The sequence below is a fragment of the Nonomuraea maritima genome (assembly GCF_900100395.1).
GTDB classification, from domain to species: domain Bacteria; phylum Actinomycetota; class Actinomycetes; order Streptosporangiales; family Streptosporangiaceae; genus Nonomuraea; species Nonomuraea maritima.
The window spans coordinates 251,753-276,442 of record NZ_FNFB01000008.1 but is presented as its reverse complement, the minus strand read 5'-3'; the positions used below and the strand labels follow the sequence as shown (position 1 = coordinate 276,442).

25 protein-coding genes are annotated in these 24,690 nt (G+C 72.3%); 9 read left to right on the top strand and 16 right to left on the bottom strand.

The genetic code is table 11. The annotated features are described in order from the left end of the window. Positions 1-214: 214 nt before the first annotated feature. Entirely contained in the window at positions 215-388 is a 174-nt protein-coding gene (locus BLR04_RS41355; protein ID WP_218129008.1) for a nitroreductase family protein, read from the top strand. An 8-nt stretch (positions 389-396) separates the two neighbouring features. Here BLR04_RS41355 and BLR04_RS16885 read toward each other — a convergent pair whose 3' ends face one another. Further along, entirely contained in the window at positions 397-1,038 is a 642-nt protein-coding gene (locus BLR04_RS16885; RefSeq protein WP_090765481.1) for a class I SAM-dependent DNA methyltransferase, read from the bottom strand. Positions 1,039-1,101: 63 nt separating this feature from the next. Next, complete coding sequence (locus BLR04_RS42760; protein WP_245740292.1) at positions 1,102-1,548, bottom strand: SUKH-4 family immunity protein; 447 nt, start codon at positions 1,546-1,548, stop codon at positions 1,102-1,104. A gap of 292 nt (positions 1,549-1,840) precedes the next feature. Here BLR04_RS42760 and BLR04_RS16875 point away from each other — a divergent pair, with 292 nt between their 5' ends. The 4 genes from BLR04_RS16875 (at position 1,841) to BLR04_RS16865 (ending at position 8,767) form a co-directional block, all read left to right on the top strand. Then, positions 1,841-3,835 (top strand): elongation factor G, encoded by a 1,995-nt coding sequence (locus BLR04_RS16875; RefSeq protein ID WP_090765475.1) that lies wholly within the window; start codon positions 1,841-1,843, stop codon positions 3,833-3,835. 87 nt (positions 3,836-3,922) lie between these two features. Continuing rightward, positions 3,923-4,045, top strand: a complete 123-nt coding sequence (locus BLR04_RS42360) for a hypothetical protein (protein WP_281191487.1) — start codon at positions 3,923-3,925, stop codon at positions 4,043-4,045. Between the two features lie 114 nt (positions 4,046-4,159). Continuing rightward, positions 4,160-7,270, top strand: coding sequence for a S41 family peptidase (locus BLR04_RS16870; protein ID WP_090765472.1), 3,111 nt, complete (start codon positions 4,160-4,162; stop codon positions 7,268-7,270). A gap of 153 nt (positions 7,271-7,423) precedes the next feature. After that, positions 7,424-8,767: a glycosyltransferase family 4 protein gene (locus BLR04_RS16865; protein WP_090765469.1), complete on the top strand. Its 1,344-nt coding sequence runs from the start codon at positions 7,424-7,426 to the stop codon at positions 8,765-8,767. A 52-nt stretch (positions 8,768-8,819) separates the two neighbouring features. Here the strand turns inward: BLR04_RS16865 and crcB are convergent, their stop codons facing one another. Together crcB and BLR04_RS16855 are read right to left on the bottom strand one after the other, a co-directional pair. After that, a complete protein-coding gene (gene crcB / locus BLR04_RS16860) occupies positions 8,820-9,176 on the bottom strand; it encodes a fluoride efflux transporter CrcB (protein WP_090765466.1) in 357 nt (118 codons plus the stop codon). Further along, the gene (locus BLR04_RS16855) at positions 9,173-9,634 is read right to left on the bottom strand and encodes a fluoride efflux transporter FluC (protein WP_090765463.1); all 462 of its coding nucleotides are present in this window, start codon (positions 9,632-9,634) and stop codon (positions 9,173-9,175) included. The genes crcB and BLR04_RS16855 overlap by 4 nt, the downstream gene beginning before the upstream one ends. 72 nt (positions 9,635-9,706) lie before the next feature. Here BLR04_RS16855 and BLR04_RS16850 point away from each other — a divergent pair, with 72 nt between their 5' ends. Next, positions 9,707-10,420 carry an HNH endonuclease family protein gene (locus BLR04_RS16850; RefSeq protein WP_090765460.1) on the top strand — a complete coding sequence of 238 codons (714 nt, stop codon included), beginning with the start codon at positions 9,707-9,709 and terminating at the stop codon, positions 10,418-10,420. A gap of 3 nt (positions 10,421-10,423) precedes the next feature. On the opposite strand, the gene BLR04_RS16845 is transcribed toward BLR04_RS16850, so the two are convergent. Then, positions 10,424-11,260: an SGNH/GDSL hydrolase family protein gene (locus tag BLR04_RS16845; protein ID WP_090765458.1), complete on the bottom strand. Its 837-nt coding sequence runs from the start codon at positions 11,258-11,260 to the stop codon at positions 10,424-10,426. Positions 11,261-11,466: 206 nt separating this feature from the next. On the opposite strand from BLR04_RS16845, the gene BLR04_RS16840 reads away from it, so the two are divergent. Further along, entirely contained in the window at positions 11,467-12,696 is a 1,230-nt protein-coding gene (locus tag BLR04_RS16840) for an isochorismate synthase (protein WP_090765453.1), read from the top strand. Between the two features lie 63 nt (positions 12,697-12,759). Here BLR04_RS16840 and BLR04_RS16835 read toward each other — a convergent pair whose 3' ends face one another. The 7 genes from BLR04_RS16835 to BLR04_RS16810 form a co-directional block, all read right to left on the bottom strand. Continuing rightward, the gene (locus BLR04_RS16835) at positions 12,760-13,380 is read right to left on the bottom strand and encodes a YigZ family protein (RefSeq protein WP_090765450.1); all 621 of its coding nucleotides are present in this window, start codon (positions 13,378-13,380) and stop codon (positions 12,760-12,762) included. A gap of 31 nt (positions 13,381-13,411) precedes the next feature. Then, the gene (locus BLR04_RS16830; RefSeq protein ID WP_090765447.1) at positions 13,412-14,944 is read right to left on the bottom strand and encodes a PucR family transcriptional regulator; all 1,533 of its coding nucleotides are present in this window, start codon (positions 14,942-14,944) and stop codon (positions 13,412-13,414) included. 13 nt (positions 14,945-14,957) lie between these two features. Continuing rightward, positions 14,958-15,989 (bottom strand): DUF917 domain-containing protein, encoded by a 1,032-nt coding sequence (locus BLR04_RS40670; protein ID WP_176903124.1) that lies wholly within the window; start codon positions 15,987-15,989, stop codon positions 14,958-14,960. Then, the gene (locus tag BLR04_RS40665) at positions 15,986-16,921 is read right to left on the bottom strand and encodes a hypothetical protein (protein ID WP_176903123.1); all 936 of its coding nucleotides are present in this window, start codon (positions 16,919-16,921) and stop codon (positions 15,986-15,988) included. The genes BLR04_RS40670 and BLR04_RS40665 overlap by 4 nt, the downstream gene beginning before the upstream one ends. Before the next feature lie 608 nt (positions 16,922-17,529). Next, positions 17,530-18,285 (bottom strand): ATP-binding cassette domain-containing protein, encoded by a 756-nt coding sequence (locus BLR04_RS16820; protein ID WP_090765441.1) that lies wholly within the window; start codon positions 18,283-18,285, stop codon positions 17,530-17,532. Continuing rightward, positions 18,282-19,313 (bottom strand): ABC transporter permease, encoded by a 1,032-nt coding sequence (locus BLR04_RS16815; RefSeq protein WP_090765438.1) that lies wholly within the window; start codon positions 19,311-19,313, stop codon positions 18,282-18,284. Before BLR04_RS16815 ends, BLR04_RS16820 begins: the two co-directional genes overlap by 4 nt. A gap of 16 nt (positions 19,314-19,329) precedes the next feature. Continuing rightward, a complete protein-coding gene (locus BLR04_RS16810) occupies positions 19,330-20,307 on the bottom strand; it encodes a sugar ABC transporter substrate-binding protein (protein ID WP_090765435.1) in 978 nt (325 codons plus the stop codon). Positions 20,308-20,470: 163 nt separating this feature from the next. Here BLR04_RS16810 and BLR04_RS16805 point away from each other — a divergent pair, with 163 nt between their 5' ends. Then, positions 20,471-20,704 (top strand): hypervirulence associated TUDOR domain-containing protein, encoded by a 234-nt coding sequence (locus BLR04_RS16805; RefSeq protein ID WP_090765432.1) that lies wholly within the window; start codon positions 20,471-20,473, stop codon positions 20,702-20,704. Continuing rightward, positions 20,701-21,030 (top strand): DUF3140 domain-containing protein, encoded by a 330-nt coding sequence (locus BLR04_RS16800; RefSeq protein ID WP_090765429.1) that lies wholly within the window; start codon positions 20,701-20,703, stop codon positions 21,028-21,030. The genes BLR04_RS16805 and BLR04_RS16800 overlap by 4 nt, the downstream gene beginning before the upstream one ends. On the opposite strand, the gene BLR04_RS16795 is transcribed toward BLR04_RS16800, so the two are convergent. Genes BLR04_RS16795 through BLR04_RS16780 form a run of 4 tightly spaced genes read right to left on the bottom strand, consistent with a single transcriptional unit; the run spans position 21,023 to position 24,631 of the window. Next, a complete protein-coding gene (locus tag BLR04_RS16795; protein WP_090765426.1) occupies positions 21,023-22,108 on the bottom strand; it encodes an LLM class flavin-dependent oxidoreductase in 1,086 nt (361 codons plus the stop codon). The genes BLR04_RS16800 and BLR04_RS16795 overlap by 8 nt on opposite strands. After that, positions 22,105-23,094 carry an ABC transporter substrate-binding protein gene (locus BLR04_RS16790; protein WP_090765423.1) on the bottom strand — a complete coding sequence of 330 codons (990 nt, stop codon included), beginning with the start codon at positions 23,092-23,094 and terminating at the stop codon, positions 22,105-22,107. The genes BLR04_RS16795 and BLR04_RS16790 overlap by 4 nt, the downstream gene beginning before the upstream one ends. After that, positions 23,091-23,837: an ABC transporter ATP-binding protein gene (locus tag BLR04_RS16785; RefSeq protein WP_090765421.1), complete on the bottom strand. Its 747-nt coding sequence runs from the start codon at positions 23,835-23,837 to the stop codon at positions 23,091-23,093. Before BLR04_RS16785 ends, BLR04_RS16790 begins: the two co-directional genes overlap by 4 nt. Then, entirely contained in the window at positions 23,813-24,631 is an 819-nt protein-coding gene (locus BLR04_RS16780) for an ABC transporter permease (RefSeq protein ID WP_090765419.1), read from the bottom strand. The genes BLR04_RS16785 and BLR04_RS16780 overlap by 25 nt, the downstream gene beginning before the upstream one ends. Between the last annotated feature and the right edge of the window lie 59 nt (positions 24,632-24,690).

Sequence of the window (24,690 nt, the reverse complement as noted above, 5' to 3'; positions counted from 1 at the left end):
CGCCCGACCCCGACGGACGTGGGTCTCCACTCAAGGCGCTCGAGAAACGGGGCGCTCTCGGTGTCGGCCATGGAGTGAGGGGACGACACGGCGTGGAGGTGCATGAAGCCGTCGACAGTAGCCGGGCCGTGCGGGCGTTCAGCGATCAGCCGGTTCCCGAGCAGGTACTGCGACGTGTGCCGGCCGCGGCGACGTGCACCGTGAAGATCGCGCCTTGACCTCGCCGGCGTTCGGGGCGCCGGTCGTCGTGTTCTGCTACCTCGACAAGACGATGGGGCCTGGGCAGTGGGCGGACGCGTGGATGTACCTGCAGACGGTCATGCTGTTGCTGCGGGCCGAAGGCTTGGTGCGCGGGTCGACGATGTCGCCGGTCAGGTCAGTGTTCTGAAGCCTGTCTCAGTCGACGTGCGCGAAGAGGACTGCCCCTGGAGCGCTCCCGTCCGGATCGAGCAGCATGTGGGCCTTGACCGTGAACCCGGCATCGCGCAGCCATTCCGCCACTTGCGCGGGCCGGCGCAGGTGAACGTGAACGTTCATGGGATGCCCGCCGTAACCTCGGGTTTTCAGCCGTGACTCGTCGCCGACGTGAAACCCGAGCAGTAGTGTCCCGGCGGGCCGTAGCACCCGCTTGAAGTGGCCGAAGGCCGTGGGAACCGCGTCGTCGGGGACATGAATCAGCGACCAGAAACCGAGCAGGCCGGCGACCGAAGCGTCAGGGAGATCGAGATCGGTCATCGACCCCACCTCGAACCGCAGATGGGGGTGGTCACGTCGGGCCACTTCGATCATCGTGGGAGAAAGGTCGATGCCGAACGCGTCGAGGCCCAACTCGTGCAGGTGAGCCGTGACATGCCCGGGTCCGCAACCGACGTCAGCCACCGGTCCGTCTCCTGCGCTGCGAACCAACTCCGTGAACAACGCCAGAGTTCCTCGGAGGTAGGGGCGCTCGTCCAGCGCGTCGCGCATCTGGTCGGCGTAGCTGACCGCGACCGTGTCATAGGAGGCTCGGGTGTCCTCCAACCAGCTGTCCGGGTTCATGCGCTGACACCCTAGTGGGCGATCAAGGTCCGCAAGGGTGTCCTGGACAGAAAGATCATGTAGTCACGCGAACGGTTTCTTGTCGAGCAGCAGGCCACCGGGCGAACGCTTCAGCACAACTCGCCGGGCGCAACCGTTCGAGCCGCCTGACGGCTTGCGCGATCGTCCGGTGAGGAGCGTGTAGTCCTCCAGCGTCGGCGGCCGGAGGGCGTCGTCGCCCGCCATGGCCTCCGGCTCGTACGTGTGCAGCTCCAGCGCGAGATCGTCGGCGCACCAGTAGGCCGCCTCGCGGTGCGTGTCGCGGCCCTCGCACCACAGCCTGCGCTCCCGGTGGACGACGTACACGAAGTAGGCGTACGACTCGACGCTGCGGTGGGCGACGCGGGCCGGCTGCTGGCCGACCCGAGGAGCGGCAGCGCGATGGCCGGCAAACTGGCCGGCCTCCAGCCCTTCGTGCACCTCGTACACCAACCCGGTGCGGCCGTCGAGGAAGAGGCACCAGGTGCCCATGGCGTCGAGCATGAACAGCGCGCCGAGGTCGTCCGGCAGGCCCGCGCGGCAAAGGCGCGGGTGACCGCGCGGGAACGGGCTCAGGCGCGGTGTGCTGTGCGGGCGCGGCGCGGCGGGGTGATGTGCGGGCGCGGCGCTCGGTGGTGGGGTAAATGGTTGGCCTGGGGTGGAGTGCGGGTGGGACGATGGGCGGGTTGTTCGGTGAGCTGATGGCAGGAGTTTGAGATGCGGCGCCGCTTCGGAATCTCCCAGCGTCCTGTTGGCACGAGAGTTCTCGAAGGCTCCTGCATCCATGAACATCCTGAACATCGGCATTCTCGCGCATGTAGACGCGGGCAAGACCAGCCTCACTGAGCGGCTGCTGTTCGAGACCGGCGTCACCGCCCGGCTCGGCAGCGTCGACGCAGGCACCACCCAGACCGACACCGACGCCATCGAACGTCGCCGCGGCATCACCATCCGGTCCGCCGTGGCCTCCTTCACGCTGGGTGACCTGCAGGTCAACCTGGTGGACACGCCGGGCCACGCCGACTTCGTGGCCGAGGTCGAGCGGGCGCTCGGCGTGCTCGACGGCGCCGTGCTGGTGCTGTCGGCCGTGGAGGGCGTCCAGCCGCACACGCGGGTCCTCATGCGGACCCTCAGGCGGTTGCGCCTGCCCACGCTGATCTTCGTCAACAAGATCGACCGGATGGGCGCGCAGGAGGGCGAGCTGCTGGCCGGCATCCGGCGGCGGCTGGCGCCGTCCTGCGTGCCGCTCAACACCGTGGACGGCATCGGCGGCCCCGGCGCCGTCACCCGTCCCGTCGTGGGGCTCCGGGAGACGGCCGCGCTTCGGGAGGCGGCTGAGCTCCACTCGGCAGAGCTCCTGGAGGCGGCAGAGGTGCTGGCCGAGCACGACGACGGGCTGCTCGAACTACTCGTCGACGGCGTGCCGCCCAGCCCCGGCCAGGTACGCGCGGCCCTCGCGCGCCAGTGCGCGGCCGGGGTGGCGTACCCGGTGGTGTTCGGTTCGGCGATCACCGGTGAAGGCGTCGGAGAGCTGCTCGACGCGGTCGCCTCCTTGCTGCCGTCCGTCGCCCTTCCGGGGCCGGGCAAGGACGGGGTCGCCTCCCCGTCCGTCTCCCGTCCGGGCCCGGCCGAGGAGGTGCGGGGGACGGTGTTCGCCATCGAGCGGGCCGCCTCCGGCGAGAAGGCGGCCCTGCTGCGTGTGCGCGGCGGCGAGCTGGGGCCCCGCGAGCGGCTCGTGTTCCACCGCAGCCTGCCCGGCGGCGCGCACACCTACGAGGGACGGCTCACCGCGATCGAGGTCGCCGGCGCCCCGGACCGGCAGCGGGCGATGACCGGCGACATCGTCAAGCTGTGGGGAGTTCCCGGCATCCGGGTCGGCGACCACCTGGGCGGGCCGCCTCCGGTGGGGTCCCATTTCGCCGCGCCGAGCCTGGAGACCGTGGTACGGCCCCGCGTCCCCGGGCAGGAGCCGCGGCTGCACGCCGCCCTGCTGGCGCTGGCCGAGCAGGACCCGCTCATCGGCACGCGTACGACGGCCGCCGGTGAGACGTCGGTGCTGCTCTACGGCGAGGTGCAGAAGGAGGTCATCGCCGAAACGCTGGCGGCGGAGTTCGGCGTCGAGGCGGACTTCGAGCCGAGCCGTCCCGTCTACTTCGAGCGGCCGGCCGGCACCGGCGAGGCCGTCGAAGAGATCCTGCGGCACGGTCCCAACCCGTTCATGGCGACCGTCGGCCTGCGGGTGGAGCCGGGGCCGCGCGGCTCGGGCGTGGGCTACCGGCTGGAGGTGGACCTCGGGTCGCTGCCGCTGGCCTTCCACCGGGCGATCGAGGAGAGTGTGCGCCTGGCCCTGGGCGAGGGTCCGCACGGGTGGCCGGTGACCGACGTCCTCGTGACGGTGACCAGGACCGGGTACGCCGCGCCCGTCACCGTCGCGGCCGACTTCCGCGGGCGTACGCCGATCGTCGTCATGGAGGCGCTGCGCCGGGCCGGCACCGTCGTGTACGAGCCGTGCCACCGCTTCGAGCTGGAGGCGCCACGCGAGTCGCTCGGCCCGGTGACGGCGAGTCTGACCGAGCTGCGCGGTCAGCTGTGCGACACGCGCCAGGCGGGTGAGGGCTGGGTCCTCACGGGCGAGATCCCGGCGGCCGTGGTGCACGTGATGGAGGGGCGGCTGCCCGGTCTGACGCGCGGCGAGGGCGGGTGGTGGTCGGAGCCGGCCGGCGACCGTCCCGTCCGCTCCCCCGTCACACGACGACACAGCGTCCACACCAGCCATTAGGCGTTATGTCGGGTTTCATCAGTAGATGGGTATTAACGGGCTTGATGTACTAATCAGGTGCGTCTCATCCGTACAGGGGGATGTGTCATGGCTGACGCGAAGAAGAAACCGGCCGCCAAGTCCGGCAAGACCAAGAAGCAGGCCATCAAGTCGAGCCGGCAGGCCAAGGAGAACAAGAAGGAAACCCGGCAGAGTCCGGACGAGGCCTGACCAGGACGATCCTTGACAGGGCGGCCTCAGGACGTTTCCCCGGCTGCCCGGCGGTGACATGATCGGACGGCCGGACCCCGCGTCTCGGCCGTCCGATCGACTGGGGAGCGGCACATGTCGGCATATCTGCGCTTTCCCGCCGTGTTCCAGGACGTGGTGGTCTTCGCCGCCGAGGACGACCTCTGGATGGTCTCCGCCCACGGCGGACGCGCCTTCCGCCTGACCGCCGGCCTGGCCGAGGCCGGCTACCCCCGCATCTCGCCGCGCGGCGACCAGCTGGCGTTCGTCGGGCGGGAGGAGGGCCCGGAAGAGGTGTACGTGATGCCGTCGGCGGGCGGCGCGGCCCGGCGGGTGACCTTCCACGGCGCGCGCTGCACCGTGACCGGCTGGGACCCGCAGGGCCGCATCATGTACGCCAGCGACCAGGGCCAGCCGTTCGAGGGACGCAAGTGGCTGCACCGGGTCAGACCGGGCGAGGTCCCGGAGCGGCTGCCGTACGGCCCGGCCAACTCGATCGCGTACGGACCGGGCGGCATGATCGTGCTGGGCCGCAACACCGCCGACCCGGCGCGGTGGAAGCGCTACCGCGGCGGCACGGTCGGCGACCTGTGGATCGACCCGCGCGGCGACGGGGAGTTCCGCCGGCTGATCAGGCTGCCGGGCAACCTGGCCTCGCCCTGCTGGAGCGGCGACCGCATCTGTTTCATCTCCGACCACGAGGGCGTCGGCAACGTCTACTCGTGCGACCCCGGCGGCGGCGACCTGCGCAAACACACCCGGCACGACGATTACTACGCGCGCAACCTGTCGGGCGACGGGCACCGTCTGGTCTACCACGCGGGCGCCGACCTCTACCTGCTGGAGCCGGGCGAGGAGCCGTACCGGCTGGAGGTGGTGCTGGCCAGCTCGCGGACGCAGCTCAACCGCAGGTTCGTGGACGCCGACGACTACCTCGACAGCGCGACGTTGAGCGCCGACGGCGTGTCGCTGGCCGTCACGGCGCGCGGCAAGGCGTACGCGATGGCGGGCTGGGAGGGTCCGGTGCGCCAGCACGGCTCCCCGGACGGCGTCCGCTACCGCTTCCTGACCTGGCTCAACGACGGCGTCAGGCTGATCGCGGCGGCCAGCGACGAGGGCGACGAGGAGCGGGTGGTGCTCCTGGAGGGCACGCAGGGCGGGCCAGGCACGGAGGTGGCCAGGCTCGGGCGGGTCAACGCGCTGGTGCCCGACCCGGCGCACGACCGCGTCGCGATCGTCAACCACCGCGACGAGCTGCACCTGCTCGACCTCGACACGGGCCAGGCGACGCTGGTGGAGGCCAACCCGTACGGCCCGCCGGAGGATCCGGCCTGGTCGCACGACGGGGGCTGGCTGGCGTTCGCGAGCCCGCTCAACTCGCAGACCAGCGCGATCAAGCTCTACCACCCCGAGACCGGGCACACGGCGCAGGCCAGCGAACCGGTACTGAAGGACTCGGCGCCGGCGTTCGATCCAGGAGGGCGCTACCTGTACTTCATCGGGCAGCGCGTCTTCTCCCCCGTCTACGACCAGCTGCAGTTCGACCTGGGCTTCCCGCTCGGCACCCGTCCGTACGCGGTGGCGCTGCGCGCGGACGTGCCCGACCCGTTCGTGCCGGTGCCGCGCCCGCTGAAGGACAAGGACGACGAGGACGAAGAGGACGAAGAGGGGCCGCTGCGGATCGACCTGGAGGGGCTGCCCGCCAGGGTAACCGCGTTCCCGCTGCCTGAGGGCCGCTACGAGCAGCTTGCCGGGCTGAAGGGCAAGGCGCTGATCCTGGCCAGCCCGCTGGAGGGCGACAACACGCTGCACCTGTTCGACTTCGCCAAGCGCCGCACCGAGACGTTCGCCGAGGGCGTCACCTGCTTCGAGCTGAGCCGCGACCACTCGACGCTGCTGTACCGGTCGGGCAGCCGGCTGCGGCTGGTGAAGGCGGCGGAGGCGCCGGGCGACGACGAGGGCACGGGACGCGCGAGCGGCTGGGTCGACCTGTCGCGGATCAAGGTGTCGGTCTGCCCGGACACCGAGTGGCGGCAGATGTTCCGTGAGGCGTGGCGGCTGCAGCTGGAGAACTTCTGGACCGAGGACATGGCGGGCATCGACTGGCCGGCCGTGTACGAGCGCTACCGGCCGCTGGTGGACCGGGTGACCACCCGGGGCGAGTTCTCCGACCTGCTGTGGGAGCTGCACGGGGAGCTGGCCACCAGCCACGCGTACGAGAGCGGCGGCGAGTACCGTCCCGGGCCCGACTACAGCCAGGGCAAGCTGGGCGTGGACTGGGACTACCGCGACGGCGTCTACCGCATCCGCTCCATCGTGGCCGGCGACCCGTGGGACCCGCGGGCCACCTCGCCGCTGAACCGGCCCGGGCTCGACGTCCGGGCCGGCGACGCCGTGCTGGCGATCAACGGCGCGCCGATCGGCGAGGACGCCACCCCGAACGAGCGGCTGGTCAACGAGGCGGGCGAGGAGGTCGAGCTGACGCTGAGCCGGGACGAGCGGGTGTTCACGGTGACCGTGCGCGCGCTGGCCGACGAGCAGCCCGCCCGCTACCGCGACTGGGTCAACCTGAACCGCGCCCGCTGCCACCTGCGTTCCGGCGGTCGCGTCGGCTACCTGCACGTCCCCGACATGGGCACGGAGGGGTTCGGCGAGTTCCACCGGGGCTTCCTGGCCGAGTACGACCGGCACGCGCTGGTCGTGGACGTGCGTTTCAACGGCGGCGGCCACGTCTCGGCGCTGCTGCTGGAGAAGCTCGCCAGGCGCCGCATCGGCTACGACTACCCGCGGTGGGGTCATCCGGAGCCGTACCCGCCGGAGTCGCCGCGCGGCCCGCTGGTGGCGATCACCAACGAGTGGGCGGGGTCCGACGGCGACATCTTCAGCCACACGTTCAAGCTGCGCGGGCTCGGGCCACTGGTGGGCAAGCGCACGTGGGGCGGCGTGATCGGCATCTGGCCGCGCCACCGGCTGGCCGACGGCACGGTGACCACGCAGCCGGAGTTCTCGTTCGCCTTCGACGACGTCGGCTGGCAGGTGGAGAACTACGGCACCGACCCCGACATCGAGGTGGACATCACCCCGCAGGACTACGCGAGAGGCGTGGACACCCAGCTGGAGACCGCCATCGACGTGGCGCTGGAGCTGCTGGCCGCACATCCCCCGCACACACCTGATCCACGACATCGGCCGCGGATACAACCTTAATCACCCGTAGAGCGTCTAACGATCATAGGTGGGGAAAGCGCACAGGGGGTTGATGTCGCTCTCCACCGAGGCGAGTCGAAGAGCCGGTGGCGAGGCGCCAACGCTTCGTCACCGGCGTCGTGTGTCCAGACGCTCAGAGGGGATTCGGACAAGGTGCGCGCACTAGCACGTAAGGTCAGGTCAGCGGCGGCTCGGCTGTACCGGCGCCACGACCGGCGCAGGGCGCGCAACGCGCCTGAGCCGTCCACGAAGCAGATCCGGATCCTGCTGCTGCACGCCCACGGCATGGGCGGCACGATCAGGACCGTGTTCAACCTGGCCTCGTACCTGGCCGACGAGCACGACGTGGAGATCGTGAGCATCCTGAAGGAGGCCGAGGAGCCGTTCTTCCCCATCGACCCGCGGGTGAAATTCCGTTTCCTGGACGACCGGCTGCGCCCGCGCGGCGGGCCGCTGCGCGCGCTGCTGTCGAGGCGGCCCAGCCGGTTGATCCCCGCGTCGGAGTCGGCGTACCACCGGTTCACCCTGTGGACGGACCTCAAGCTCGTCCGCTACATCCGCTCCCTGGAGACCGGCGTGCTGATGGCCACCCGTCCCGGGCTCAACCTGGCGACGGCGCAGCTGGCGCGGCCCGGCGTCATCACCGTCGGGCAGGAGCACGTGGCCCTGGCCACGCAGCCCGAGGAGGTGCGCAAGCTGATCAAGTGGCGCTACCGTCGCCTCGACGCGCTGGTCACGCTCACCAAGGCCGACCTGCACGACTACCGCGAGACGCTGACGAAGAAGCCGCGCAGGCTGGTCCGCATCCCGAACGCGGTGCCGCCGATGGGCGGCGGCGTGTCCGGCCTGGACGCCAAGGTCGCCGTCGCGGTCGGACGGATGACGAAGATCAAGGGCTTCCACCGGCTGATCGCCGCCTGGGAGACCGTCGCGGCCGCCCACCCCGGCTGGACGCTGCGCGTCCTCGGCGCGGGGCCGCAGCGGGAGGCGCTCGTCCAGCAGGTCGCCGAGGCGGGCCTGGAGGGCAAGGTCGAGCTGCCGGGTCCGGTCGGCGACGTGGGCGCCGAACTGGAGAAGGCGTCGATCTACGTGCTGAGCTCGCGGCACGAGGGCTTCCCCATGACGATCCTGGAGGCCATGGCGAAGGGCCTGGCGATCGTGAGCTTCAACAGCCCGCACGGCCCCAAAGAGATGATCACCGACGAGGTGGACGGCCTGCTGGTCAAGCCCAGGACGAACGACAACCTCGCGGCCGCGATCATCCGCGTCATCGAGGACGAGCGGCTGCGCCGGGACCTCGCCGCCCGCGCGCTGGAGACCGCCAGGACGTACGACCGCGACGCCGTCGGCCGCCAGTGGGACGCCCTGCTGGAGGATCTGCTGGCGCATCGGCGGCGCAGGCACGCCACCGGGCGCGGGCCGGTGCCCGCGCAGGCCCCGGCGCCCGAGGACGCCCCGGCGACGCCCCCGGCGGAGGTCGCGCGGCCACGCCTGTGAGCCCGCCCACCGCGCCCGCCGCACCCGCCGGGCCCGCCCTGGGCGGGCGGGGTCACAGCGCCTGGGCGACCGCCATGCCGAGGTAGGCCGCGCCCAGCCCCGCCATGATGTTGATCACGGCGTTGGCGACCGCCTGCAGACGCGCCTTCTGCTCCAGCAGCCGGATCGTCTCGTACCCGAGCGTCGAGTACGTCGTCAGCGCGCCGCAGAAACCCGTGCCGAGCAGCGCCATCGTCCCCTCGCCCGGGGACAGCGCGGACAGGAAGCCGAGCACGGCAGAACCGGCGACGTTGACCGTCAGCGTCCCCCACGGGAACACCGTGTCGTGCAGCGCCTGCACGGCACGGTCGGCGAGGTAGCGCAGCGGCGCTCCCACCATGGCCCCGATCACGATCAGCACCACCGTCATCGCGCACGCGTCCAGGTGCGGGCGGCGCGCCGGGCCAGCCACATGCCCACGGTGACCGCCGCCAGCGCCCCCAGCATGGTCGCCACCAGGTACGCCAGCCCCGTGACCGGCGCGTGGGCATTGAACGCGCGCTGCACGTCGACCGCGTACGTGGAGAACGTCGTGTAGCCGCCGAGCACGCCGACGCCGAGGAACGGCCGCACCAGCGGATGCGCCTGCCACACCTCCGTGATCGCCACCATGAGGACACCGATCACCAGGCAGCCCGACAGGTTGACCAGGAACGTCGCCCACTGGAAGTCGCCCGGCCCGGCCGGCAGCGCGGCCTGGATCGCGTGCCGGGACAGCGCGCCGAGCGCGCCGCCGGCGGCGATGACCGCGACCACCTGCCACCGGACCTCGCTGCGCTGCGCGGGGACGCGCAGATCGACGTCGGGATCGACAGGACGTTCGGTCACACGATCCTCCCCGTATCGGAACGGCCGGGGCCGGGCATCTCTCCGGACAACCGGGAACACGCGGAGGACTGCTTGAGCACGAAGGACGCGGTCGCGTTCCTCGCCGGAGCCATCATCGTCGTTTCCTTCATCGGCACTGCCAAGAACCGGCCGGCTACCGCGGTGAGCCCGCTGGCCAACGCCACCGGCACACGACCCGGCCTGGCACCCATCATCGCCGATGCCGACAAAAGGGCCGCACGCGGCCTCATCCGACGCGTCCGCGTCAGGAGCATGGGCCCGAACGTCGGCTACACGCGCGCCCGCTACGGAAAGAACTGGACCGACACCGCGATCGGGGTGCCGTACGCGCGCAACGGGTGCCGCACCCGAGACGACCTGCTGGCCCGCGACGGACGCAACGTGAAGTATCGGCGGGGCTCCGACTGCACGGTCGTCTCCATGGACCTCAACGATCCGTACACCGGACGGCTCATCCACTGGCGGGTGGCGGACGCGGGCAGGGTGCAGGTCGACCACGTGGCGCCGCTGAACTACGGCTGGCGGATGGGCTCGACGCGCTGGGCGAAGGGCAAGCGGCTCGACTTCGCCAACGACCCGCTCAACCTGCTGCCGGTGTACGGAGACGCCAACGAGCAGAAGGACGCCTCGGGCCCGGCGCGCTGGCTGCCGCCGCGGCGCGCCATCCGATGCGCGTACGTCACCCGTTTCGCCCAGGTGGCCCTCAAGTACGACATGCCGGTGACGAGAGCCGACAAGCGGACGATGTTAGCGCAGTGCCGATGAAGGTCAGCGCGGGTCGAGCCAGGAGAACCCGGCCTTGTACGTCTTCTCGGCGAGCACTCGCTGCCCGAGCGCGTTGGGGTGGAAGAAGTCCCACTTGCTGATGTGGTCGAGTGTGAACGGGAACTCGAAGATCGCTCCGCCGTCGGTGCGGCAGTTCGGCCCGTACGCGGCGCACGCCTCTGCGGCGGCCCGGTTGTAGGCCATCACCCGCTCGCGCACCCGGGTGCGGCGCTCGGCGTCGGCCTCCTTGGTGGACTTCGCGTTGGCGAGCATCGACTGGCAGATGCGGCCGATCGACCAGAACATCCGGGCGATGGGGTTCTTCCTGCCGGCCTGCCACAGCCGCCGCACGTCGGGGATGCCGGCGACGAGCACCCGCGCCTGCGGCACCCCCGAGCGCAGTTCGGCCAGCGCCGCGTCGAAGCGCTGCCGGTAGGTCTGCACGGGGGTCATCGCCGCCTCGGTGCGGACGCAGGCGTCCTGGGCGCCGATGAGGATGGTCACGTAGTCGGCCTTGGCGTCGACCGCCTTGCGCACCTGGTCGAGCAGGTCGGCGCTGGTGGCGCCGGGCTCGGCGAAGTTGTGGTTGTTCTCCTGCAGCGGCGCTGACAGCTTCGACAGGCGCAGGTAGTGGCTGCGGACGTCGGCGTGGTCACCCGCCGACCACGAGCGGGAGGTGCACGAGACGAACAAGCCGCAGGCGTTGAACCCGGTCGAGATGGAGTCACCGAGCGCCGCCATGACCTCGGGCACCGGCTGCCGGGCCGGGGCGGCCACGGCAGGGGCGGAGGCGGACAGGACGGTGACGGCGGCGAGAACAGGCCCCAGGCGAACGATCATGGGCCTAAAAGTAGGGAGCCGATCAGCCGCCCACTATGACCTCACGGCAAGGCCTGCCAGTTCAGGACCCACTTCCTATCGCCGCTTGACACAGCGCCTGGCAAACCGGTCCGCACGACCGGGTATTTTCTGGGTGCTCCATCCGTAATCTCCCATTCACGGGGGTCCGAGTCGAACGTGTTCAGTTCCCGCATAGAGTGTGTCGAGTGAGTGTCGCGCTCGGAGAGACCCGCCCGCTGCCGGTCCGCACCACCCCTGTCGGGGACCCCGGTGACCTGCTGGCAGCGCTGCCGGGCATAGCCCCCTACGCCTGGATCAGGAACGGTGAAGGACTCGTCGGATGGGGTGAGGCCGCCAGAGCCGCCGTGCCCCCCGGCCCCGGACGGTTCGCCTGGGCCCGCGAGTGGCTGGCAGGCGTCCTCGGCGACGCGCAGGTCGACGACGCCGTGCGCCATCCGGGCTCAGGACCGGTCGCCTTCGGCAGCTTCACCTTCGACGAGGACGCGCACGGATCGGTCCTCGTCGTCCCGCGGGCGGTGCTCGTCCGGCGCGACGGCCAGGCGTGGCTCACCACGATCGGCGACGCGCCGCTGGAGACGTCCTCCCCCATCGGCCACCCCGGCCGCATCAGCTACGGCGACGGCAGCCTGACCGCCCCCGAGTGGGAGCGGGTCGTGGCGCGCGCGGCCCGCCGCATCCGCGAGGGCGAGCTCGAGAAGGTGGTGCTGGCCCGCGACCTCGTCGCGGTCGCCGAGCACCCGATCGACGTGCGGCTGCTGCTGGCCCGCCTGGCCCGGCGCTACCCCGAGTGCTACACGTTCTCGGTGGCCGGCATGGTCGGCGCCACGCCGGAGCTGCTGATCCGGCGTACGGGGCAGGAGATCGAGTCGCTGGTGCTCGCCGGCACGACGCCGCGGGGCAGCAGCCAGGCCGACGACGTCGCCCGGGGCGCGGCGCTGCTCGCCTCGGCGAAGGACCGCCACGAGCACGAGTGCGCGATCGCCTCCGTACGCGAGACGCTGGCGCCGCTGTGCTCCTCGCTCACCACCCCCGACGAGCCGGAGCTGCTGACGCTGCCCAACGTCCAGCACCTGGCCAGCCACGTCACCGGGCGGCTCGCCGACGGGGCGTCGGTGCTCGACGTGGTCGCGGCCATGCACCCGACGGCGGCCGTCGGCGGCACCCCGACCAAGACGGCGATCGAGGTCATCCGCGAGCTGGAGGGCATGGACCGCGCGGGCTACGCCGGGCCGGTCGGCTGGATCGACGCCCACGGCGACGGCGAGTGGGGCATCGCCCTGCGCTCGGGCGTCGTGGATGGCCGCCGGGCGCGGCTGTTCGCGGGCTGCGGCATCATGGGCGACTCCGACCCCGCCTCCGAGCTGGCCGAGGCCCAGGCGAAGTTCCGGGTCATGCAGTACGCCCTCGAGGGCTGAGCCCGGCCCGGGCGCGCGCCCGTCAGCCGGGGACGTGCGCGCCCTCGACGACCGTCGCGCGCCTCAGCCGGGGACGTGCATGTCCTCGCCGACCGTCACGCGGGCGCGGCCGGCGGTCAGCGTGGCCACCCAGTCGGCGAACGCGTCCGTCTCGTCCACGCCGACCGCGACGGCGAAGGTGACCTGGCCGGCGTACGTCACGTCGCGCAGCGCGTGGCGCGAGGCGCGCAAATCGTTCTCGACCCGGCCGGCCTGGTCGTGCGCCACGGTGACGTGCACCATCTTGGCCGGGACCATCCGCACCGGGTCGGCACGGTCGAGGGTCTCGGTCACCGCCGAGCCGTAGGCGCGCACGAGCCCGCCCGCGCCGAGCAGGGTGCCGCCGAAATAGCGGGTGACCACCGCCACCACGTCGCTGAACCCGCGGCCCACCAGCGCCTGCACCATCGGGGTGCCCGCCGTGCCGCCCGGCTCGCCGTCGTCGTCGCCCTTCTGGACGCGCTCCCCGATCACGTACGCGGTGCAGTTGTGCGTCGCGTCCGGGTGCTCGCGGCGGCGCTCGGCGATGAACGCGAGCGCCTCCTCGACGGTGCCCGCCGGGGCGACGGCGCAGATGAAGCGCGAGCGCCGCGCCTCCGTCTCGTGCTCGACGACGGTCTTGAGGGTGAGGTACGGCGCAGACACATCCGACAGGGTATGCCCTTTCCGCGGCGGCTCATCGAAGCATGACGTGGCAGGCCAGCTGCAGGGCCAGGCGGGTGGCCGGGTCGTCCAGGTCGAAGCCCGTCGACTTGATCCGCTCCAGGCGGGTGGTGACGGTGTTGCGGTGGACGCCGAGCCGTTCGGCCGCCCTGAGCGCGCCGCCCTCGTCCAGGACGGCGGCCAGCGTCTCCAGCAGGGTGCCGTCGCGGTCGATGGTGAGCAGCGGGCGCAGCACGACGGTGGCGGGGGCGCGCAGCGCCTGCGAGGGCAGCGCGCCGAGCAGTTCGGCGGGGCCCATCTCGTCGGCCCTGGCCACGCTGCCCGCGTCCGCCATGAACGCCGCCGCCTCGGCGCCCGCCAGCGACTCCGCGGCCGCCGCCAGGTCGGCGACCTGCGGGCCGATCCCGGCCGAGCACGGCCACGGCAGGGTGGGCAGGCAGCGTTCGAGCCGGGCGACCAGCTCGCCGGGGCCGAGCCCCGACCAGCCCGCCCAGCCGCCGCCACGGGCGATCACCGGGACCTGGCCGAGCGCGGCCGTGACGAGCGTCTGCGCCAAGGTCGCGTCCTCGGCTCCCGTCACCGGCCGCACCTGGTAGGCGGTGACAGGACCGTGCACCGGCCACCCCAGCGCGACCGCGTTCACGACAGCACCCCCGACGGGCTCGGTGCTCCCGGCCGCTGCGGCGCTCCCGGCGGCGCTTCCTGGCGGGCTCGCCGCCGCCTCGGTGAGAAGGCGTTCGGCGAGGGACGCCTGCACGGTGAACTCGCGTGCGGCCCGCAGCCGCTCCTGCGCGGCCCACGCGGCGAGCGGCGCCACCGCGAGGGTGAGCACCGTGCGCACCACGTACGGCCACCCAGGCGACCGGGAAGAACCGGCGGCCACCAGCGTCCCGAGCAGGCCGCCCTCCTGGTCGGGCACCTCCGCGTGGGCCGTCCACCCGCCCCCCTGCTCGCCGGCCACGTCACCGTCACCGCCGCCCTCCGGCCGCCCGGCGGCGTCGCGGCGGCCCGCGAGGAGCAGGCCGTTGCGGTCGAGGAAGGCGACCGAGGTGCCGGGGAGTTCGGCGTTCAGGATGCCGAGCACGCGCCGCGCCGACGTCTCCGCCTCGGCGAGCCGGGTGGCGCAGCGGGCGACGAGCTGCATGCGGGCCGCGTCAGGGCGGGAGGCCGCCTCGGCGACCCGGACGGCGACGATCAGCGGGTCCTCGTCCACGAAGATCAGAGTCACGCCGAGCCGTTCCGCGAGGACCTCGCCGGAGCTCTCGCTCAGCCCGCCCGAGGGCGCGATCACGCAGGCCGCCGCCTGTTCCCAGGCGCGGCGCATGGCCATCTCCACCGCCCAGCCGCCGCCGGCGACCGTGCCGGTCAGCACCACCGCCGTGTGCGGGGCGACCGTGCCGAGCACCGCCAGCTCGTCGACGATGCGGACGCCGCGCACCTGGTTCTCGCCCGCGCCGTACATTCGCGCCCCCGCCAGCGGCCCGGCGTTGACGAGCTCGGTCACCGTGACCGGCGCCTCCCAGCCGGTCGCCCGCGCCGGGCTCATCGACGCGCCCGGTTCACAGCGGGATCCCGAACGCGCGCGGCCCGCCGAGCGCCAGGCCCGCCTCGGTGTGCCACGCGGGTGCGGCCTTGACGACCATGATGTCCACCTCCAGGCCGGGCTTCACCTCGTCGACGTCCACGACCATGCCGTCGGCCGTGCAGATCATGCAGATCAGGTCGGGCACGGTCGCCACCACGGCCCCGTCGGCGAGGGCCAGCACGATCTCGTTGTGCGCCTCCAGCCGTACCAGGCGGCGCATCCCCTCCTGCTCGCGCAGCACGATGCTGGACGGCAGGGACGGCAGCGACACCTCGGCGTCGTGCCCCGTGCTGCCCTCCACGGACAGGATGCGCGCCCGGCACAGGGTCCGCATGCCGAACGGCGCCGCCGCCGAGCGCGGCGCGCCGGGCGCGCCGGCCCTGATCAGCGTGCTGACCGTCCCTGGCACCAGCACCCGCGCGAGGTCGGCGGCCGCCATCGGGTAGCACGCGACGACCGCCCACCCGCCGGCCGCCAGCACCACGGGACGGAGGAGTTCCTCCACCCGGCCGACCTCCGTCTCCAGCATGATGAGCTGGCCGGAGCCGCCCGCCAGCGCCAGCGGGGCAGGGCTCATGCCGCCCAGCGCGTACGTGGTCTGCTCCACCAGCGGGAACACCCGTCCTGATCCGTCGCCGTCCACCAGCGGAACGCGGAGCGTGGCCGCGGCGATCAGCGAGATCAGCGCGTTCTCGGCCGACAGGTTCAGCGCCACCACGGCCCCGGCCCGTTCGCCGAGCCGGCGTTCCAGCGCGCGGACAGCGCGTTCCGGCTCGTCGCCGCGGGGCAGGTGCTCGCCCATCGCGGTCGTGGAGCCCACCAAACTGACCGCGACGCACAGGGTGCCGGGTTCGAGCTGCTCCGCCTGCACGAGGTCGACGCCCTCCCCCACCACGGACGTCGCCCAGTCGAGCGCGAGGCGGTAGGACGACTCCGCGGCGCCCGTCGCGAACTGCCGCGCGCCCGCCGAGAACCGGCTCAGCTCCTCCAGGTCGATGAGGGTCACGGCGGCACCCCCTCCCCCTTGACGCGCACCCGGTACAGCCCGTCGGGCAGGTACGACATCGGGTTGACCATCGTCTCCGCGATCCAGGCCGAGCCGGGCGCCGCGCCCGCGCTGACCACGCGGGTGAGCGCCTCGTCCCTCGCGCGCTGGAGCTCGCGGTCCAGCTCGACCTGTCCCCTGGCCTGCACGATCCGCTCGACCTGCGCGACCGGCCGCCCGAGTGTGGCGCCGTACGCGGCCGCCAGGTCGTCGGAGACGACGCGCGCCGGGTCGGCGGCGAGCGCCGCCCTGCCGCGTCGCACGCACGCCTCCGCCCCCTGATAGCACGCCTGCGGGTAGCGGCGGAAGTAGTGCGCCGACACGAGCCCGCCGCCCGACCGGGCGAAGTACGCGGGGACGCCGGGCAGTTCCCTGGCCACCTCGTCGGCGATGCGGCCGGCCTCGGGGCACAGGGCCGCGTTGCTGATGGTGTCGGCCTCCCGCTCGCGCAGGCCGGGCTGCCCGAACTCGTACGACAGGGTGATGCGCGCGTCCGGAACCTCGGCCCTGATGGCGGCGGCCACCTTCAGCTCGTGGTCGGCCAGCATCGGTGAGCCGGTCGCGGTGACCGCGAAGTCGGTGAGCCCGCAGGTGGCGGCGAAGCGCCGTACCGCCTCGGTGTCGAGCGGCGCGAGCGGCCGGCCGGTCACGCCGTGTCCGCCGCGCACGATCGTGGCGACGCCGGAGCCGACGCGCGGGTGCAGCGCCGGCGGGCAGCGTCCGCCGACGCGGATCGCGGCCACGGGTGCCGTACCCGACCGGCTGAGGTCGAGCGCCACGCAGGCGCGCTCGGCCGTACGGGCGACGGCCCGCGCCACCGGCCAGAGGGGCACCTCGTCCGTGACCGCGACCAGCACCGGGGCCTGGCCGCCGAGGACGACGCCGAGAATCACGCCGGCCTCACCCGGTCCCCAGCCACATCCCCCGCCCGCACTTCGGCGTCACGGTCGCGCCGACGGTGGGGCCCGGACCGGCCGCCCTGGCGTGCCGCACCCGCCAGGGATGCCGGTCCGGAGCTGTTGTCCACCCGATCCGGTTCACACCGGGACGGGCGTGGTCGTAATAACGGGGAGGGCCGCACATCGAGCCACATCTCCACGCCGGCGAGCGGCGTGGCGCCCGTGCTGCCGCCGGGCCGGGCAGAAGTGTCGGGGCAGTGCCGCACCCGTACGGACAGGCCGGGCGCGCAGGCCGCTCGGCGCACCTTCGTGAGCGAGCGGGGAGTGAGCGAGCACGGCACGCGGGACATCCGCGGCCGGGCATGCGGCGTGAGCGCCGCACCGGGCGGGCGGCGGTGTCCCGGCTGTGGCGATGCCGGACGCGTGAGCGATAAGGGACGCTCGCCGCCCGCGACGGCGGCGCGTCTCACCGCCCGCTTGCGCCGGCTGATGGTCGTGGCCATGGTGGTCCCCCGGGTGTTCCCTGTTCGGCGTGCCGAGGGTGGTCGTTCCCTGACCCCGTATCTCGATGACCGCCCGAAACGGTCAAATCTCCACCAAGCTCACTCGCGTCTGAGCTCGTGCGCGAGCTCGTCGAGTTCCGCGCCGCCGGCCATCAGCCGCGTGAGCTCCTGCGGGGTGATGTCGTCCCTGGCGTACAGGCCGAGCGGGCTGCCCCGGTTGAGCAGCAGGAACCTGTCTCCCACCGGGTAGGCGTGATGCGGGTTGTGGGTGATGAAGACCACGCCGAGCCCCCGGTCGCGGGCGCGCGCGATGTAGCGCAGCACGACCCCGGCCTGCTTGACGCCCAGCGCAGAGGTGGGCTCGTCGAGGACGAGGACGCGCGCGCCGAAGTGGACGGCCCGCGCGATGGCGACCGACTGCCGTTCGCCGCCTGACAGCGTCCCCACGGGCTGGTCGACGTCGCGGATGTCGATGCCCATCGCGGCCAGCTCCTCGCGGGCGACCCGCCGCGCCCTGGCCACGTCGAAGGCCAGGCCCTTGCGCGGTTCGGAGCCGAGGAAGAAGTTCCGCCAGACCGACATGAGCGGGATCATCGCGAGGTCCTGGTAGACGGTGGCGATGCCGCGGTCGAGCGCCTCGCGGGGGCTGGAGAAGCGCACCTCGCGCCCGTCCACGAGGTAGGAGCCGGTGTCGTGCCGGTGCATCCCTGACAGGATCTTGATGAGGGTGGACTTGCCCGCCCCGTTGTCGCCCAGCACGCACGTGACCTCGCCGGCCGCCACGCCCATCGACACGTCGCGCAGCGCCAGCACCGAGCCGAACCTCTTGCCCAGGCCGCGGGTTTCGATGATCAATGCCTCACCTCCTCGGCGTACCGCCTGACCAGGCGGTTGGCCAGCGTGGCCAGCAGCAGCATCGCGCCGAGGAAGAAGGTGAACCAGTCGGCGTCCCAGCCCAGGAACACGATGCCCTTGTCGGCCATCCCGAAGATCACCGCGCCGATGGCGGCCCCGACGGCGGAGCCGTACCCGCCGGTGAGCAGGCAGCCGCCGATGACGGCGGCGATGATGTAGATGAACTCCTGGCCGATGCCGATGTTGGCCTGCACCGATGTGTACCGCAGCGCCAGGATCGAGCCGACCAGCCAGGCGGCGAACGCGGTGGTCATGAACAACGCGATCTTCGTCCGGGTGGCGGGGACGCCGACCGCGCGGGCGGCCTGCTCGTCGCCGCCCACCGCGAAGATCCAGTTGCCAGGACGGGAGCGCACCAGCACCCAGGTGGCGACGGCGGTCACGAGGATCCACCACAGGATGGCCACCCGGAACGAGGTGCCGCCGACGTCGATCGTCCCGGCGAACACAGCCGCCGCGCCCTCGTATCCGTCGGCCCGGCGCAGGCCGCTGACCTGGACGGTGCCCGTGACGGCCTTGGTGACGCCGAGGTTGACGCCCTGCAGCATGAGGAACGTGCCGAGGGTCACGATGAAGCTGGGCAGCTTCGTCCGGGTGACGACGACCCCGTTGGCGAACCCGACGGCCAGCGCCACGACGAGGCCGACCAGCATGGCCGTCCACACGTCGAACCCGAAGCGGGTGGCGAGCGTGACGAGGATCAGCCCGCTGGTGCCGGTCAGCACGCCCGCCGACAGGTCGAACTCGCCGCCGATCATGAGCAGCGCGACGGCGACCGCCATGATGCCGAGCGTGGCGGCCGGGTCGAGCCAGTTGGCGATGCCGTCCGCCGACCGGAACACCGGCGACTGCACGGCGAAGAACGTGAACACCGCCACGAGTCCGACGACCGCGCCGAGCTCCGGCCTGATGAGCAGACGGCGGACCGGCCCGACCGGGGCGATCCGCTCGTCGACGCGGGCGGTCATCGGGCCGTACGCTCGGTCATCGCGTGCCCGCCTCGGCGAGCTCGGCCACCTGCGCGGCGTTCTCCTTGGTCACGAAGCCGGGCCCGGTGTTGACCGGCAGGCCGCCGCCGACGGTGTTGAGGTTCGCCTTGTACAGGGTGAGGAACGTGATCGGCAGATAGCCCTGGAGGTACTGCTGCTGGTCGACCGCGAAGAGGATCTCGTCGTCCTGGATCGCGGTCACGACGTCGGCCGACAGGTCGAACGTGGCCAGCCTGGCCTGCGAGCCCGCGTCCCTGATGGCGTCCCTGGCGGCGACGGCGACGGCCGGGTTGAGCGCGAGCACGCCGTTGACCTGCTGGTCGGACTGCAGTTTCGCGGTCACCTTGGAGGTGACGTCGGCGAGGTTGCTCACGTCGACCTGGAGCCGCTCGACCGTGCCGCCCAGCGTCTCCTCGGCCCCCGCGCAGCGCTGGTCGAGGCCGATGTTGCCGGCCTCGTGCACCACGCACAGCAGTTTGCTGACGCCGGCGGCCTTGAGCTGCTCGCCCGCGCCGCGCCCGGCCACGTCCTCCGACTGGCCGACGTGGGTGAGCGCGCCGAACGCCTTGGAGGAGTCGGCGCCCGAGTTGATCGTCACCACGGGGATCTTCGCGGCGACGGCCTTGCCGATGGCCTCGCGCAGCGCGTCGGGGTTGGCCATGGAGACCACGATGCCGTCGACCTGCTGCGAGACGGCCTGGTCGATGAGCTGCGACTGCCGGGCCGGGTCGCCGTCGCCCTGGTAGGTGACCCGCACGCCGTACTGCCGGCCGGCGGCCTCGGCGCCGTTCTTGACCACGTCCCAGAAGGAGTCGCCGGCGGCCCCGTGGGTGATCACGGCGAATTCCCCGCCCCCTGCTGAATCGGCGGAGGAGGCGGGCGGGGAGGCGGTCGGCGCGCTCTGCCCTCCGGATGAGCAGCCGGTGACGGCAAGCGCGCCCAGCAGGGCCAGCACGATCGGGGCACGTCTCATGGGACACCTCCAGGAGCAACGGGCTCGCCCCGGTTGTATCCCAATGTCCATCGGCTGTATAGACATAAGGACGAACTACCTGATCATCGTACGTGCCACGCCGGCAAAGAAGGTTTTCCCTCACCGGCGGCGTACCCGCCATGGCACGGGTAGCCGGTGTCGCATGAGCGGCAAGCGCAAGAAGGAACCGTCGCCCGGCGACGAGGTCTCCTGGAAGAGCCACGGGTCCGAGGCCCGCGGCAAGGTGGAGAAGAAGGTCACCAAGCGGACTAAGGAGGCCGGCCGCACGGTCTCGGCCTCCCCCGACGACCCCCAGTACGTCGTGCGCAGCGACAAGAGCGGCAAGAAGGCCGTCCACAAGCCGTCGGCCCTGCGCAAGCGCAAGGACGCTTCGTGACGGGCGGCGACAAGGACGTGGCCGCGGAGTTCGGCGAGGCGGTGAACATGACCGCCACCGAGCTGGAGCGCTGGCTGGCGACCGAGGAGTCGAAGTCGGTCGGCCAGAAGGACGACGGCGGCGAGTCCACCGGCCACGCCTCCGGCCGCCGTATCGTCGACCTGCTCAGGAAGCGGAAGTCGGCCATGACCGACCAGGACTACGCGCACATGGCCAAGGTCGTCGGCTACATCCGCCGCCACCTCGCCCAGCGCCCCTCCCAGGACGTACAGGAGAGCCGCTGGCGCTACTCACTGATGAACTGGGGCCACGACCCGCTCAAGTAGCGAAGCGGGGCAGCACCCCTTCGCCGAACCAGTAGGCCTCCTCCAGGTGGGGGTAGCCGGACAGGACGAACTCCTCGATGCCGACCGAGGCGTACTCCTCGACGAGTTCGGCGACGCGGGCGTGGCTGCCGACCAGCGCGGTGCCGGCGCCGCCGCGGACGAGGCCGACGCCCGCCCACAGCCCGGGGTGGATCTCCAGGGACCGGACGTCGCCGTCGAAGCCGGACTGCAGCTCCAGCATGCGCTGCTGCCCGACCGACTGGCTGTTCCCCAGCACCTTGCGGGCGCGCGCGATGTCGGCGGGGTCGATCGCGTCCAGCAGACGCGCGGCCTCGGCCCAGGCGGCCTGGTCGGTGTCGCGGGAGATCACGTGCAGCCTGATGCCGAAGCGCAGCTCGCGTCCCTCGGCCGCGGCCAGCTCCCGCATCCAGGCGATCTTGGCGGCGACCTGGGCGGGCGGCTCGCCCCAGGTGAGGTAGACGTCGACGTGCCGGGCCGCCACCGGGCCCGCGGCCTTGGAGGAGCCGCCGAAGTAGATCCGCGGCACCGGGTCGGGCGGGATCGAGACGGTCGCGCCGTCGACGCGGTAGTGCTCGCCCTTGAAGTCGTACGGGGTCCCGCTCCAGGCGTGCCGGACGATGTCGAGGAACTCGTCGGTGCGCGCGTACCGCTCGTCGTGCGACAGGTGGTCGCCGAAGCGGCGCTGCTCGGTGTCCTCGCCGCCGGTGACGACGTTGAGCAGCAGCCTGCCTCGCGAGATCCGCTGGTACGTGGCGGCCATCTGCGCGGCGAGGGTCGGTGAGAGGAGGCCGGGCCGGAAGGCGACCAGGAACTTCAGGCGTTCTGTCTCGCGGGTCAGCGCGGCCGTGACGAGCCAGGCGTCCTCGCACCAGGTGCCGGTGGGCGTGAGCACCGCCTCGAAGCCGAGCTGTTCGGCCGAGCGGGCGATCTGGGCGAGGTACTCGATGTCGGGCTCGCGAAAACCGCCCCGGTGACCGTGGTCACGGGACAGGCCGTGGCCTCCGCCGACGAGCTGCCTGCTGTCTCCGTTCGTGGGCAGAAACCAGTGGAATTTCACTGCGCTCCTTCGTTGTACCGGGTGTCGACGATGTCGTCGATCCTGACGGTGCCGGGGATCAGCCCGGCTTCGGCGAAGGCGTCGGCGACCTGCTGTTCGCGGCCTACGACGTCGGCGTCGAGTTTCAGGTCGGTGTAGCGGTTGCGGGCGACCACCGTGGCGATGACGTCGGGGGGCAGCCCGGTGAGCCGGGCGTAGACGTCGGTCCACTCCTTCGGGTGGTCGTTGGCCCAGGTGTGCGCCCGGCGGATGCGGGCCACGAAGTCGCCGAGGGCCTTCGACCTGGCCGGGTCGGCGAGGGCCGCGCTGCCGGCGATCTGGAACTCGAAGCCGTTGGCGTAGCCGGTGGCGTCGACCAGGACGCGCGCGTTCACCTGGTGCTGCGCCTGGGCGGTGTACGGGTCCCAGATCGCCCAGGCGTCCACCTGCCCGGTGGACAGCGCGGCCAGCGCGTCGGGTGGCTGCAGGTACTGCGGGCTGATGTCGTCGAAGGTCATCCCGTTCTTCTTCAGGACGGCGAGCAGGTGGAAGTTCGCCGAGCTGCCCTTGGCGACGGCGACCTTCTTGCCCTTGAGCCCGGCGACGGACGTGATCGGCGAACCGGCAGGGACCACGATGGCCTGCCCGGTGAGCCCTCGCTCCGACGCGCCGACGATGGTGATCCTCGATCCGGCCGCGGCCGCGAAGACGGGGGGCGCGTTCCCGACGGCGCCGATGTCCACCGATCCGGCGTTGACGGCCTCGAGGACGGGCGGCCCCGAGGTGAACTGCGACCACGTGACCGTGTAGGGGACGTCCTTCAGCTCTCCGGACGCTTCGAGGAGCGCCTGCAGGCCGGTGCCCTTCTGGTCGCCGACGCGCAGGGTCACCTGGCCGCCGTCGGCCGGGCCGCCGGTGGTGGCGCCGGTGGTGGCGCCCGTGGCCGCGCCGCACGCCGTGGCGGCGGCGAGCAGCACGGCCAGGGCTGCGGCTCTGATGGCTTTCATGCGGTTCCCTCCGGGGTGACGCCGAGCCGCCGCAGCAGGACCGCGCGCAGGGCGACGAGGTCGGGGTGGTCGCGGTGTCGCGGCCGCGGCAGCGGTACGGGGCTTTCGTGGGCGATCCGGCCGGACTCGAGCACGAGCACCCGGTCGGCCAGCAGCAGGGCCTCGTCGACGTCGTGCGTGACGAGCAGGATGCCGGGCCGGTGACGGTCCCACAGGTCGAGGACCAGCCGGTGCATCGAGATCCTGGTGAGCGCGTCGAGTGCGCCGAACGGCTCGTCGAGCAGCAGCAGTCCTGGCTCGCGGACCAGGGCGCGCGCCAGCGAGACGCGCTGGGCCTCACCGCCGGACAGGGTGAGCGGCCAGGCGTCGACGCGTTCTGCCAGCCCGACCTCGGCGAGCGCGGCGCGGGCCCGATCGGTGGCGTCGGGACCGCGCAGCCCGAGCACGACGTTGGCGAGCACGCGCTTCCATGGCACGAGTCGCGGTTCCTGGAACGACACCGCCACGGCGTCGTCCACGCCGATCTCGCCGCGCGCCTCGCCGTCGAGCCCGGCGAGGACGCGCAGCAGCGTGGACTTGCCGGAGCCGCTGGCGCCGAGCAGCGCCACGAACTCGCCGCGCGCGATGTCGAGGTCGACGTTGGACAGGACGCGCCGGTCGCCGAAGCTGCGCACCAGGCCGCGTACGGAGGCGACCCGGCCGTCGGGTGGCGCCTGGGTCAGCCGAGCAGTCCGCGTCGCCATGTGAGCGCCTTCCTTTCCACCACTCTGACGAGCGAGTCGGTGACGAGCCCGAGCGCGCAGTAGACGAGCAGCCCGACGACGATGACGTCGGTGCGCAGGAACTCCCGGGCGGTGTTGATCATGTAGCCGAGGCCGGAGTCGGCGTTGATCTGCTCGGCCACGATGAGGGCGAGCCAGCCCACGCCGAGGCTCTGGCGCAGGCCCACCAGTACCTGGGGCAGCGCGCCTGGCAGCACGATGTGCCTGACGAGCTCGCCGCGGCCGAGCCGGAGCACCGCGCCGAGCTCGCCCAGCTTGGCGTCCACCCCGCGGACGCCGGCGAAGGTGTTGAGGTAGAGGGGGAAGGCGACGCCGAGCGCCAGCAGCGTGATCTTGGGCGTCTCGCCGATCCCGAACCACAGGATGAACAGCGGGATGAGCCCGAACAGCGGCAGGGCGCGCAGCATCTGCATGGGCGGGTCGACGGCGTACTCGCCGAGGCGGCTGAGCCCGGCGACGAGCGCGAAGCCCACTCCGGCCACCGCGCCGACGGTGAACCCGGCGGCGACGCGTCCCAGCGAGACGAGCACCGCCTCGGGCAGCGTCCCTGAGGTCACGAGGTCGAGCGCGGTGGCGGCGACGGTGGCGGGGGCGGCGAGCAGGCGTTCTGGCAGCAGCCCCAGCGAGCCGGTGAGCTGCCAGAGCGCGAGCAGGGCGAGGGGGCTGACCAGCCGCTGCCAGCCGGTGCCGGGCAGACGCCACCTGACGGGCGCCACACGGGACGCCACGGGAAGGTCCAGCTCAGTCGAGGTCATGCAGCAGTCCTTCGACAGAAGTCACGAAATTTCCGGACGGCCGCCCGGACACGGTCCGG